Raw genomic sequence first — 12606 nt, 5'->3', positions numbered from 1 at the left:
GAATTGCACTTGCACCGAACTGAGGGAGCAGTGACTAAGCAATAACCAATGGCGTGCCGTATGGCACGCCATTGCTGTCGCAGCAAGCGCTCCAGGAACTGCTTGAATGCAAGAGTGGGGAACCTGCGCCTGAAGAAGAATGCAAGAAAATGGTCAAATGACTAGGGCATTGGTACCTAGGTATTCATACATGTAGTGTATCTTCAGGAAGGGGCGAGTGCAAAAATGACTGAAAAGGGTAAGGAATGGCAGCACCATGAACACGAAATGAAGGATGAAGAATCCCCTGCTTACATGGCGCATAAAGATGAATCTTCAGTGGTCCCGCCTAAGGCCTACAAAAAGAAGGAAATGCCGGTTCCGCAACCTTCAGTGAGCTACGGTCACTCTCATGGCATGGCCGTCCAGCAATTTGAGATGAAAACGGAAAAAAAGGTCTACCACGCCGAATACGCCCATAAGAAGCATGCACACAAGGTCATGTGCCATCCATGTCCGCCGATTGTTTGCGAACCCCAGTACGTGTTCCATGACCACAGCATCTCGCAAGAGGTCCCTATAGTGCATCCAATCATTCACGTTCACAGGTACAACGTCGTACCCGTTCATAAGCACTACTATCAACATTACACGGACAACCCAATGGTCTCACCCTGATGCAAAGATGTATCTAAAGGCTCAGCGGCATACATGGTAACGAAGCGCTGCGTACTGCAACTGCTGACCGCTCCAGACGGTTTGCAGTGCCTTCTCGCAGCGCTTCATCATGCCCTGAATCGTTTGTGCCTCAAAGGGCTCAGAATTTGAATTAGAATTTCCGTACTCTGAAGCTGTCCGTAAGGACCAAGGGAACTTGCGGGAAGTCCGTTGGATACGACCAAAAACTAAACCCGCGCAGGCCATAGGACTGAACCAGACCAAGCTTAGCCTGAAAACTGCGAGCATCTTCAAACCAGACTTGGTGCTGCCTCCCGGCAGCGTCCGTATATTGGTAGTTCGGTGCTTCAGATCCGGTGTCGTATCCAATCGGCACGTTATACGTTGCTGCCCGCTGTGCTGCTCCGAGCGGCGTCAACGTCTGAGCCCGGGACTGACCAGCAACGAACGGAAGCGTCCAGTCGTACCCATAGATCGACATGCCCATTAAGATTTTGTCGCGCGGAATCGCAGTTACCGCGTAATCGAGCACCTTCCGGATATCGTTGACAGGAGATACTGCCATGGGCGGCCCGCCGATCCATCCCCACTCATACGTCATTAGAACCACAAAGTCAGCCAATCTTCCGTGTGCAGGGTAATCATGGGCTTCGTAGAGCAGCCCTTGTTGCGTACCAGAGGATTTTGGTGCCAGTGCAGTGGAAACGGTAAAGCCCTCTGCGTGAAGCCGGGTTGTCACTTTTTGAAGGAAACGATTATACGGTTCACGGTCGTATGGATAGATGTACTCAAAGTCTATATTCAGACCTCGATGTCCCTTGCTTTTCATGGTGTTAAGCACATCGTTAATCAGGGTTTCCTGAACGGTTTGAGTGTTTAAGATTGTATGAGCCAGGTCCGAATTGAACATGGCCCCCTCCCAGTTGCTGATGACTAACAGTGGCGCCACCCCTTGCGCCTTTGCGAGATTGAGTACGGTTGTGTCATTCAGCGGAGTCAGCGAACCATCTCTGCCTACGTGATAACTAAATGGGCTCAAATAGGTGATAACCGGTCCAATTTGCTGAACTGTCTGCTGCCCTCGCTGACCAAAATCAGTCAGATAGGCATTCACTTCAATCGTCCTGCGCGTCGTCCGAGGCACTTGCAGAACCTGGCCTGCGGTCAACTGCGCAGATGGACTGATTTGATTTTGTCCTGCAATTGTAGCCACGGATGTGCCGAACTGTTCTGCAATGGTGTAAAGAGAATCCCCAGGTTGCACGACATACGTGCGCCTCGGTATGGGAATGACTAGTGCCTGTCCTACAACCAACTGATTCGGTTGAGTGATGCCATTGGTATTGATGATGTCCTGAACACTCACCCGGTACAGCTGTGATAATGACCAAAGTGATTGCCCAGGTCGAACCACATGAATTTGCATGCTCGCTCCGCCCTCCTGTTTTTGAAATCTACACGTCAGCCTATGCAGGAAAACGTGGGCTGGATAGGCGGAAGCCTAAAAGATATCGGAAATTTGAGGAGGAAGTGAAATTCGTTTGGTATCATAGGAGGGAGTGATGCGTGATTGTAAAATCCATTGTCACGGGAGACTGAGATGGGAAAACTTCTGGTCTTTTACCTCATCTTGAGAATCACCGGAAATCCATTCCTGGCCATTATTGTGATCCTGGCCATCTACTATTTTGTTGACCGTCGATACATTGGGTTGTTGCCCAGCATTGCCAAGCCTTTTCAACGGCAAAGAAGGATGTCGTACCTGCGGCGACAAGTGCAGTTGAATCCGCATGACACTCCTGCAAAACATGATTTGGCTGAGGCGTACATCGAGGTTCACAAATATCAGACAGCACTCTCTCTGCTCGAGAGTTTACCAAAGCAAATGCAAGGTTCGGCCGAGATCTTGTATTTAACAGGCTTATGCCATCTGAACCTCGAAGACAAAGAACGAGGCGAGTCTCTGATTATACAGTCCTTGGAAATCGACAAGAGACTTAATTATGGCGAGCCCTACCTCAGGCTCGCCGCCGGTGTTGCAAACACGCACCCAGACAGAGCTGTGGCGTATTTAAATGCCTTTCAACAGCAGAACGTCTCCTCCTGTGAGTCTTATTATCGTATGGGGAAACTGCAGCAACTCCTCGGGAACTCCAGAGGAGCACAAGAAGCTTGGCGAGAATGCCTGGATACTTATCGTATGCTGCCTCGTTTTCGGAAGAGAAGAGATCGGCGATGGGCAATCTTTGCCCTTTTTCGAGTCACCTTCGGGGGACGGGGCTAGGTACCCCATCTTGTTCGCAGATGAAACGGCCACCCTGACTCGGGTGGCCGTGGCCTAACCACGTTTGCTGCTCGTTGAATCCCCTGACCCGCGGTCGATGGATTGCTGAGTGAGCTCTGTACGCATGCTCGGTAAGTCAACGTGTTTGTTCCTCAAACCTTTTTCATGTTCATCCTTAAACGGCCACGCGACTTTAGACTCGTCATTCGTTCTCTTATGGGACATCCGTTCGCCTCCTCGCACAACGTTAACGACCCTTTCAGTATGTGTCGAAGGAAACGTCTTATGCCTTAACTGCTGATGTCTACATGATCCCCAAGGACATACAGATACGTATACAGATGATGAAAGCAACTGATGGTATGGCGCAATTCCGGGAATTGGAGTGAGTTGACTTAATGTCATCGATGAGGACGTCCCAATCCGCGGACAAATCAGGAGGTATGGGAGGGTTCGTGAGACCCGGTGCGTACATCGCTTCTGCAATGGCTATCAGTTGTCCGAAGGAGATCGCTTCTTCTTCGTTAAACGCCTGCTCAGTCATTGATAATCCCTTCCCCTCTGCCTCATTCGACATGGTATACTGCTGTCGACCGGAGTGGATAGAATGTTAGATACCAAGCGCAGCCTCGGGCAGTACTCAACTCCAATTCAGACCGTAGACTACATGGTAGAACGGTTGCTGACCTTTTTACAGATTCGCAGGGCACAAGAACAAATGCATCATGTCTCCATTCTCGACCCAGCTGCCGGCGATGGCATCTTTGTCGAGTCCCTGCAACGCCACGGGGTCCATCCAGCATCTATTCTCGCTTTTGATATCGATCCGACAGCAGTGGCCAGTCTCCCTCCACATATCAATGCCGAGTGTCAGGACTTCCTTGCTTCGGAGCAGGGTGGTTTTGATGCGATTATTGGCAATCCGCCATACAAGTCAAAGCGAGAAAGTGTGTATATTCAGCAAAATCGTTCTCGGTTAGACGTGCAGTTCAAGGATGTCGGTATCCAGAACATGTACTCCATGTTTGTTGTTCACGCCATCCGCTCCCTCAGGGAAGGCGGGGTGCTCTGCGTCATTGTTCAAGATTCCTTTCTTACTAACGTATACTACAAAAATTTCCGAAAATATGTTGTGGACAACTGTTTGATTCATGAAATCACGCTTGCTCCTCGCCGCTTATTCCATCAAAAGAATGCTGACGTCCGTACAGCCATCCTGATTCTCGAAAAGCGCACGGGTGAGATCAATGCAGCGAGGCGTGCTGCACATGTCATGCATTTAGTAGATCGACTCCCGGATGAACAGTCGTATCACTGCCCTGGTATAAACAGGGTCCAGCGGATCGAACAAAAGTACTTCATGCAGATGGACAACCACACCTTTTTCATCAATGTACCAAAGTGCATAATTGAGATATTTCAGACCACGGGCACTCGGTTGGGAGACATCGTTGCAGGAGGCACTGGCATATCAACTGGAAACGACGCAAAGTTCCTGCGCAAATGTAATGAACCAGACAGGGTTGGACGGAACCCTGGACAACCATCGGCTGACGCGGGCGGCGACACCTTTGGTGCAACCACCTCTGGTAACGGATCGGACGACGACACTTGGGTACCTTTTTACAAGAATGGCGGCGCCGGAGATGCATGGTTCTACGAGACCCCATACTGGATTGGCAGAGACTGGAAAACGGCCAGCATGAACAATAAAGACTTTCTGGCGCGCAATGCAGAATATTACTTTCGGGAAGGCGTCACGTGCTCTTCGATGGGAATTGAGTTCTCTGCAGCGTATTTACCTGCGGGTTGCCTGTTTGGCGTGAACGGGAACTTCTTTGCAAAGTCGAGAGAAGACCTCTTTTACATACTCGGGTTTCTCAACAGCTTACTCGTCAAATACTTGATCCGAGCTGTTTTGAATCGCACAAACATGGTCACAGCCGGGTACATTAAGCGCCTCCCATATGTTGAACCGGAGCCAACAATCAAGCACCGCATTGCAAATATTGCCGAGGAAATTGTCGAAGTTCGCCGATCTAAAACCGCCTACGACCCAGTTTTGCTCCAACAAACGATTGACCAATTGATTTTTGACGTCTATCGCATTGAAGCGATAGACCAAGCACGGATTGAGGAATTTTGTGCAAACATGTTTGAGTCGTTGTGAGCCGTCGATATAAGTGTAAACAACCGATATGTTATGGAGGATGATTGATATGGCGATCCACCACCTTGCACCGTCCAGGGATACACTCAGGGGATCCTTTTCACGTGAATTTCCGCCTGTCTTGACCATTGACTCTGGCGATACGGTCCGATTTCAGACGCTCGATGCAGGCTGGACAATTGCTCCGTCCGGATCCACGTTTGAAGGGCGTCACCCCGAGACTGACCGTGGGCATGCCTTGATTGGCCCTGTGGCCGTACGAGGTGCAGAGCCTGGTGATGTACTTGCCGTACAGGTGAATCAGATTACCCCGGGAAAATGGGGCTGGAATGTTGCTGGAGGATTCCCCCATGCAGTGAACGAGCGCCTTGGCATCGCGGATGCCGGGCACCGGACACGCCTGAATTGGTCCATCGATATCGACACCATGACCGGCACAAACCAGTTTGGACATCAAGTTGCCTTGCAACCGTTCATGGGTATGATGGGCTTGGCCCCCGCGGAGCCTGGGATCCACTCAACCGTCCCTCCGCGTTTTTGCGGTGGAAACATCGACTGTAAAGAGTTGATTGCGGGCAGCACATTGTACTTACCTGTTGCAACTGAAGGGGCATTGTTCTCCACCGGGGATGGACACGCAGCTCAGGGTGACGGGGAGGTTTCGGTGACTGCGATTGAATGCGGCATGGAGGTAGTCGACTTGACGTTTTTCCTGCTCAAGGGCATGAATCTAAGCATGCCGAGAGCAAAAACACCCTCGGCATGGATCACATTTGGGTTTCATGAGGACCTGAACGAGGCAACCGCAATGGCTCTTGAGGAAATGGTGAAGTTTATGGTGGAGTTGTATCCGTTGACACGGGCTGAGGCACTCGCACTCGCCAGTGTGGTCGTGGACCTTCGAGTGACACAGATCGTCAATCAAACTCGTGGAGTCCACGCAGTGCTTCCACACGGTGCTATCCGCGGAATCCAAAAACGAGTGTAGGACCCTCCTGGCACCTTTACGTCAAGCGCGACGTTCACGTGGACGGTGCGTCACACCACAGCAAACAATATCAGTACCCAACCGGCTAGAAAGCAGAGACCACCAAGCGGCGTGATTGCACCGAGAGCCCGTTTACCAGAGAGACTGAGCAGATACAGGCTTCCCGAAAAGAGCACAATCCCGGCTGCAAAAAGCCAGCCTGCAATCGGTACCAGGTTACTGTGGGTGGCACCGACATGAAGCAGAATACCGGTGCCAAACAAAGCCAGTGCATGATACATCTGATAAGCGACGCCTTTTTCATAGACGCCAAGTGTATTGGCAGCAGAAAGCTTGTCCCGGAGGGCATGGGCGCCGAAAGCGCCCAGTGCCACCGCGAGAAACCCAAAGATGGCCGCGAGTGTGACAAACTCCACTCACTTCACTCCTTGGTTCAGTTTTTTGATAATCGGAATCTGGCCGCGATGATGTGCTGTGTGAGCAATCATGTATGCGAGCAGCTGCCGCTTGTTGAGCTCACCAACGCCGAGCTTGATAGCAGGTGCATCGAGATCAGATTCAGTCAGCCCGGAGAGGGTTGACTCTGCCTTGCCTAAGCTGGCTTCCCAACGGCTGCGAATGTCGGCCAAGTCAGCAGGCGCGCTCTGAAAAGGAGTCTGTGTATTTACGTCGCTGATTGTCCCTGTATAGACAGAGAGGAACTTCTCCTCAACAAGAAGCACATGATCGATGACAGCGGCTACACTGTTGTAACCTTCGCCGCTCTTCTTCGTCCACTCCTCATCTGAGAGCCCCTCAACCATCTTATCAATTGTTGCGTGAATCATCGTAAGCAGGGCCAACTGGTCTGCAACCTCTTTAACCATCCGAAAATTCCTCCTCATCCTATAAAGCTTAGGCTAAGCTCATTCAGGCATATACCTATGCACGTATATGTTACCTCTGATTGAACAGGATTGCACTCTCGACACAACTGCACTCACAGATTGAAAATCCGTAGGCTGGTCTACGATAGAGAGAGCAGTAACAATCGGAAGGGGTGACCACGAATGGACAAGTTGGAGATTGTAAGATGTCTCAGACTGGCAAATGATTTATGGGCCATTGAGGGTGCGAATCTATACAGTATTCGGGCTCACAGTTTGTCGGCTGATGCGATTTCTGACTCCCCTCTTTCAATCGGGGAGATCCTCAGCCTTCCGCCTGGCAGTATCAAAGGGGTCGGACGTGAAACCCTCGCGATGGTCACCGCCTTGCAAGAAGGCGGCATGCAAGCCTTACTGCAGCGCTTACACGTTAACATTCCACTGTCTTGCGCAGAACTGTTGCGTCTCCCTGGTATTGGCCCAAAGACGGCGCATGCTCTCGTTCACCAGTTCGGCATCCATTGTGCTGAGGAACTGAACCGAGCGCTTCAAAATGGCAGCCTCCAAGGCGTCCCCGGTATTGGCAGCAAACGCCTTGCCCGCCTTCGGCGGGACCTGCGGGTGTTTTTGGACCGCAAACACTCCATACCGATTGCCCTGGCTTGGCCATTAGGAATCCAACTGGTCGAACTGGTATCTCAGATACAAGGCGTGTCACGTGCGTCTCTCACCGGATCGCTCCGACGGTCCGTTGTTGCAGTTCCGGAGATTGAAGTTATCGCCGCACTGGACAATGCAGGCCCGCTCACCGAGTGGGCAGCCCAATTCACGCTCCAGAAGAAGACCAGCAAAGACCCCGTTTGCAGAGAGGACCTGTCAAAAAACAGTACTGACCCCATCTCTGGACAAAGCGGCTTTAACGTCTTGCTGCCTGTTCACGGCGACGACATCCCAGTCCACATTCATACCGTCACCGAGGCGGACTATGCGCGAAGGTTGATGGAGACGACGGGCGATCAGACCCATCAAGCTGTCATATCGGGTCTGCTGATGCAGCAGAACATCGAATGGAATCGTGACTCGCTTCAAGTCAACAGCGAAGAAGAGATTTATGCCCTGCTCGGATTACCCTATTTCCCGCCGGAGGTACGAGAGGACAATGGTCTCCTGTGCACGCCCTCGAGACTCATTCAGCCATCAGACATTATGGGTGATCTGCACGTGCATTCGACGTGGAGCGACGGCTCACTGTCCATTTCTGAAATCGCTCAAATGGCAGAGGAACTTGGCTATGAGTACATCGCTGTCACAGATCACTCTCAATCCCTGACCATCGCAAACGGTCTAACACCCGAAAGGCTTCGCCAACAACGAGAGGAAATCGCCGAGGTACAAAAGCATACACCAGTCAGAATTCTCCACGGCTCTGAAGTTGATATCTTAGCCGACGGCCGGCTTGATTTACCTGACGACACGCTGTTCGAGCTCGATCTCGTTATCGCATCCGTTCACAGTGCGATGCATCAAACCAAAGAGGAGATGACCGAGCGAATCCTGCGCGCCATCGAACATCCCGCAGTCCACATCATCGGTCATTTGACGGGCCGAATTTTGGGCAGGCGATCCGGCTATGACCTAGATCTAAATCGGATTGTTGAGGCTGCGTTCACTCATGGAGTGATGCTGGAACTGAACGCCAATCCGAACCGACTCGATATTTTTGAGCAACCGCTCCGCACTGTGAAGGCGAAGGGCATGTTGGTTCCGATCAACACCGACACTCATCATCGTGGTGAGTTTCAGAACATCAACTATGGCGTTCGGATGGCACAGCGCGGATGGTTGTACCAAGAGAATGTCTTAAATGCACTCCCGTATACCGATTTGATAGAGGCTTTGCACAGACCGAGGCAGAGTCCGTGACGATGACTCAGAACATACCCTTGATAGTGCTGATCCGTTGCCCCCAGTAGCGGCTTGGGCTAATGCTGATATACCCCACCTTACCAAGCCCCCCGCCGTCCTGCAGGACCCTGTTGTTCCCCGCATAATTCACGGGCACCTCAATCCCGTTTTGCTTAACCTGCCCCAGCGGGTCACGGCTTCATGTATGCCAAACGCATGGAAGTCGGTGTATAACATGCAGTTGTGCGCCCATCCTATCTGCTGCTGTCCAAATTTACACTCAAACTGGCACGACTGAAACGATAACGATTCAAGCCAATAACGCTGGAAACCAATCATGTGATGTAAACCCATAATTATGCAGACCCATAAATGTTGAGTCGATAACGGTACCAGAATCTTGATGGGAGGAGCGTCTAACTGCATGAGACAAACTCGTTTCAAGAAGCTCGCTCGATCCGCTGCACGATTGACAACACTTTGCAGTTGCTTGACCCTGTTGTTCGTCGCTGGTTGTGCTCCTCAGTCATCATCGAGGATCCGCGGCATTCAAGAGACCACCGCGCAAGCCCCAAAACCAGAAACTCGAATGGGAATCCAGACTGAGGAGTCTCACCATCGCCCCACTCGTCCTGTCGAGACAACACCTGAGGGTACGCATTGGACGGCATCACCAGTGAAATACGAGCACACAAGCGTCAATAAACCTAACCTGGGACTTTCTGTACCCGTCCTGATGTACCACGACGTCACGTATCTTCCGCACAACAGCCTTGGCATGTCACAAACACAATTTTCATCCGAAATGGCTTGGCTCCATCAACACGGGTTTCACCCGATTCACCTCGGACAGTTATATGCTGCGATGTATCGAAAAGGCGCACTTCCTTCGCGTCCCATCGTGATCACGTTTGACGATGGATATGAAAGTGTCTATTCCAACGCTTACCCGGTCCTTCAGAAATACAACTTTCCAGCAACTGTATTCCTGATAACGGGTGCAGTCGGCCACACAGGGAAATTCGCGATGCTCACCTGGCAACAGTTATCCGCTATGGAGACGAGCGGTGTTATCGACGTGGAGTCTCACACCATTCACCATATTGACATGTCTTTGGCGACCCAAGCTGCGCAACAGAGGGAACTCATCAATTCTGCAAAAGTGCTCACGGCTCATCTGCACCACCCCGTACTGTACTTCTGTTACCCGAGCAGTAAATACACTGCAACGACCATCCGCAATTTACAAACAGACGGTTACCTGTTGGCCTTTACAGAACACCCGGGATATGCGAATGCCAACCAAGGAGCGTACCAACTGCACCGCCTTCGAGTCTGGGAGGATATGCCGATTTCAGACTTCGCCAAAATGCTGGCCCCGTCTCTGCGGTGAACCCTTTTCCATCAACCCCGGCCATGAATCCTTGCCATGAATCCTTCAACAACACTAGATACCTGACCCCGCCCGGGTTCAGGTATCTGTTTTACTCTGGTTACATACACATGATTGGAGCAAAACTACCAACAACGCGTCAATCGTTTATACTTGTGGCACAGTGACACGAAGATAAAAGGTTTACCATCAAGATAAGGAGTGTTGTATGGAAAATTCGACGTTTTCTCTGGAGTCGCTCTTGATTGTGACGGTACTGGCGTTGCTTGTGCCGTTGATTGTTTCGAAGATCAAAGTTGTGCGCATCCCCATTGTGGTTGGCGAGATTCTTGTGGGGGTGATTGTAGGGAAAAGTGGATTCAACATCATTCAATCATCTCAGTGGCTGCAGTTCTTACAGTTCTTCGGCCTTGCTTACTTAATGTTCGTATCTGGACTTGAATTAGACTTCAAGACACTGCTGCCGAAACGCCGCACACAGGCTCAAAATTCAACTTCTTCAGAAGGTGCCCGCGTCACCCGTGGTATGTTCAGCCTGATCAGAAATCCGCTGGCGTTTGCACTGATTTCCTGCGTCCTCACATTCGGACTTTCGATCGCGCTGTCCATTTATCTGCACCACCTGCACCTGATTCGAAGTCCCTTTCTGCTTGCCCTCATCATTACCACCACGTCTTTGACCATCGTCGTACCCGTCTTAAAAGAGTACGACCTGCTGGATTCTGAATTCGGACAACTGATTCTGGCGGCGGCAATGTTTGCTGACTTTGTGACGATGCTGCTCATCTCCGTTGCTGCTTCACTGTTCCAGGGCGGGTTCTCGCCAAAAGTATTGTTCGTGTTCATTTTGATCTTTGCTTTACTCTTCATGTACCGATTATTTCGCCGTTTTTCAAACTACAGGTCCTTTAAAAACCTGGCTCACGGCACAGCACAACTGGGTATTCGAGCCTCGATGGCCATCATGATTGTCTTTCTGGTCCTTGCAGAGTCACTCGGCGTTCAAGTTATCCTTGGAACATTCCTGGCCGGGGTACTCGTTGGCTTGGTCAACGAAGAAACAAAGTCAGATATATTCCATAAGCTCGATGCAATCGGTTTTGGGTTTCTCATTCCCATTTTCTTTATCATGGTTGGCGTCGACTTTGATTTTCGATCCCTGTTTTCAGACCCAAAGGCCCTTATCCTGTTGCCAGTCCTGTTTATTGCAACTTACGTATTTAAGGGACTTCCCGTTCTTTTGTTGCGATCACGCTACTCGTGGCGCGACACCTTGTCAGGCGCTGCACTGCTGACCACTCAAATGAGTGTAACGGTTGCGGCAGCTGCAGTAGGGATGCAAATCGGTGCAATCAGTCGCGGAGTAGATACGGCCATCATCCTCGTTGCCATGTTGACAGCCATCATATCTCCAGTAGTTTTTGGGAAGCTGCTCCCGCATCGCGATCACGCAGTGGATCGTCAAGTTGTCATTGTCGGTAACCTGCCTGGGGCTAAATTGCTCGTCGATGAGTTATCCGTTAAAAGCCAGCGTTTTTTGTGGGTTCAGGCTTGGGACCAAGCACTGTTGGAAACAGGGCTTTCCATCGAACAACCCACGAAGCACCATGAGGATATAGGACAAGGCGACCAGGATATCGAAAACTGTCTCCCGGCATTGGCAAAAATGGACATTCATCCACAGGGAACGAAAGCTCTGGTTGCTTATACCTCTGACGACCATCTGAACATTCAACTCGCAAGCGCTGCAGTTTCACTTGGAGTCGAATCTGTCATTTGCTCGATTCGAGACCTCGGATTGTTTGAGGAGCACCGTCAGAGTGCACCGTTCGTCGTCATTAATTCGCAGTTTGCCGAGGTCGCCTTGATGGATCAGTTAATCAATCATCCCGTGTCAACGCAGCTTCTGCGCGGGCCTGGAGACATGCAGATTCAAGAGGTACGTCTGTGCAGTCACGCCTATCATGGTAAGCGCCTGATGGAGGTTGAGTTTCCTGGCAACCTGCTGATTATGTCCATTGTACGGGATGGAAAGCCGATTGTACCGCACGGGCACACTGAGCTCCATGTCGGGGACACCGTTCTTGTGGTCGGGGAACGCGAAGACATTACTCAATTTGTACAATCGGGTAAGAGGGGGTAAGAAGCCCCCGTCTCCCCACACCACCGTACATGCGGGTCCGCATACGGCGGTTCGCCATGCTTGCCCAACCATGACCACATGGTTGATGGGATGATGTGTGATTCGTGCCGGAGTTGATTAAGCCCTCGCTTGTGAACCGTCTAGGCTTCACCTGTCTCTTTCACAAGGAGTCCCACAAGTTGGGGATTCTGCTCTTCACA

Annotated in this window: 11 protein-coding genes; 7 read left to right on the top strand and 4 right to left on the bottom strand. The window is 51.0% G+C overall.

All coding sequences use genetic code 11. The features are described from left to right. Nucleotides 1-225: 225 nt before the first annotated feature. Entirely contained in the window at nucleotides 226-657 is a 432-nt protein-coding gene (locus AN477_RS15420) for a hypothetical protein (protein WP_054970062.1), read from the top strand. Nucleotides 658-808: 151 nt separating this feature from the next. On the opposite strand, the gene AN477_RS15415 is transcribed toward AN477_RS15420, so the two are convergent. Beyond that, nucleotides 809-2083, bottom strand: a complete 1275-nt coding sequence (locus AN477_RS15415; RefSeq protein WP_054970061.1) for a glycoside hydrolase family 18 protein — start codon at nucleotides 2081-2083, stop codon at nucleotides 809-811. A 174-nt stretch (nucleotides 2084-2257) separates the two neighbouring features. Between AN477_RS15415 and AN477_RS15410 the strand changes: the two genes are divergently transcribed. Continuing rightward, on the top strand, nucleotides 2258-2941 hold the full coding sequence (locus AN477_RS15410; RefSeq protein ID WP_054970060.1) for a tetratricopeptide repeat protein: 684 nt from the start codon (nucleotides 2258-2260) through the stop codon (nucleotides 2939-2941). 54 nt (nucleotides 2942-2995) lie between these two features. Here AN477_RS15410 and AN477_RS24600 read toward each other — a convergent pair whose 3' ends face one another. Further along, nucleotides 2996-3166, bottom strand: coding sequence for a hypothetical protein (locus AN477_RS24600; protein ID WP_157061998.1), 171 nt, complete (start codon nucleotides 3164-3166; stop codon nucleotides 2996-2998). A 382-nt stretch (nucleotides 3167-3548) separates the two neighbouring features. Between AN477_RS24600 and AN477_RS15400 the strand changes: the two genes are divergently transcribed. Further along, a complete protein-coding gene (locus AN477_RS15400) occupies nucleotides 3549-5111 on the top strand; it encodes an N-6 DNA methylase (protein WP_054970058.1) in 1563 nt (520 codons plus the stop codon). A 49-nt stretch (nucleotides 5112-5160) separates the two neighbouring features. Then, a complete protein-coding gene (locus AN477_RS15395; protein ID WP_054970057.1) occupies nucleotides 5161-6099 on the top strand; it encodes an acetamidase/formamidase family protein in 939 nt (312 codons plus the stop codon). Between the two features lie 50 nt (nucleotides 6100-6149). Here AN477_RS15395 and AN477_RS15390 read toward each other — a convergent pair whose 3' ends face one another. Together AN477_RS15390 and AN477_RS15385 are read right to left on the bottom strand one after the other, a co-directional pair. Further along, complete coding sequence (locus AN477_RS15390; RefSeq protein WP_054970056.1) at nucleotides 6150-6515, bottom strand: DUF423 domain-containing protein; 366 nt, start codon at nucleotides 6513-6515, stop codon at nucleotides 6150-6152. Then, nucleotides 6516-6965, bottom strand: coding sequence for a DinB family protein (locus AN477_RS15385; RefSeq protein WP_054970055.1), 450 nt, complete (start codon nucleotides 6963-6965; stop codon nucleotides 6516-6518). Nucleotides 6966-7148: 183 nt separating this feature from the next. Here AN477_RS15385 and AN477_RS15380 point away from each other — a divergent pair, with 183 nt between their 5' ends. From AN477_RS15380 to AN477_RS15365, 3 genes are all read left to right on the top strand, one after another. Continuing rightward, nucleotides 7149-8888, top strand: coding sequence for a PHP domain-containing protein (locus AN477_RS15380; protein ID WP_054970054.1), 1740 nt, complete (start codon nucleotides 7149-7151; stop codon nucleotides 8886-8888). A gap of 406 nt (nucleotides 8889-9294) precedes the next feature. Next, entirely contained in the window at nucleotides 9295-10263 is a 969-nt protein-coding gene (locus AN477_RS15370; protein WP_054970052.1) for a polysaccharide deacetylase family protein, read from the top strand. A 208-nt stretch (nucleotides 10264-10471) separates the two neighbouring features. Continuing rightward, nucleotides 10472-12406 carry a cation:proton antiporter domain-containing protein gene (locus tag AN477_RS15365; RefSeq protein WP_054970051.1) on the top strand — a complete coding sequence of 645 codons (1935 nt, stop codon included), beginning with the start codon at nucleotides 10472-10474 and terminating at the stop codon, nucleotides 12404-12406. Nucleotides 12407-12606 lie beyond the last annotated feature (200 nt).

The sequence above is a fragment of the Paenalicyclobacillus ferrooxydans genome (genome assembly GCF_001399675.1).
GTDB classification, from domain to species: domain Bacteria; phylum Bacillota; class Bacilli; order Alicyclobacillales; family Alicyclobacillaceae; genus Alicyclobacillus_B; species Alicyclobacillus_B ferrooxydans.
This window is presented reverse-complemented; position numbering and strand designations above follow the sequence as displayed.

Excerpts from the sequence above, each read along its gene's own strand:
- AN477_RS15420 (WP_054970062.1), top strand. The coding sequence starts at position 226 with ATGACTGAAAAGGGTAAGGAATGGCAGCACCATGAACACGAAATGAAG.
- AN477_RS15415 (WP_054970061.1), bottom strand. The coding sequence starts at position 2,083 with ATGCAAATTCATGTGGTTCGACCTGGGCAATCACTTTGGTCATTATCA.
- AN477_RS15380 (WP_054970054.1), top strand. The coding sequence starts at position 7,149 with ATGGACAAGTTGGAGATTGTAAGATGTCTCAGACTGGCAAATGATTTA.
- AN477_RS15395 (WP_054970057.1), top strand. The coding sequence starts at position 5,161 with ATGGCGATCCACCACCTTGCACCGTCCAGGGATACACTCAGGGGATCC.
- AN477_RS15385 (WP_054970055.1), bottom strand. The coding sequence starts at position 6,965 with ATGGTTAAAGAGGTTGCAGACCAGTTGGCCCTGCTTACGATGATTCAC.
- AN477_RS15400 (WP_054970058.1), top strand. The coding sequence starts at position 3,549 with ATGTTAGATACCAAGCGCAGCCTCGGGCAGTACTCAACTCCAATTCAG.
- AN477_RS15370 (WP_054970052.1), top strand. The coding sequence starts at position 9,295 with ATGAGACAAACTCGTTTCAAGAAGCTCGCTCGATCCGCTGCACGATTG.
- AN477_RS24600 (WP_157061998.1), bottom strand. The coding sequence starts at position 3,166 with ATGTCCCATAAGAGAACGAATGACGAGTCTAAAGTCGCGTGGCCGTTT.
- AN477_RS15365 (WP_054970051.1), top strand. The coding sequence starts at position 10,472 with ATGGAAAATTCGACGTTTTCTCTGGAGTCGCTCTTGATTGTGACGGTA.
- AN477_RS15410 (WP_054970060.1), top strand. The coding sequence starts at position 2,258 with ATGGGAAAACTTCTGGTCTTTTACCTCATCTTGAGAATCACCGGAAAT.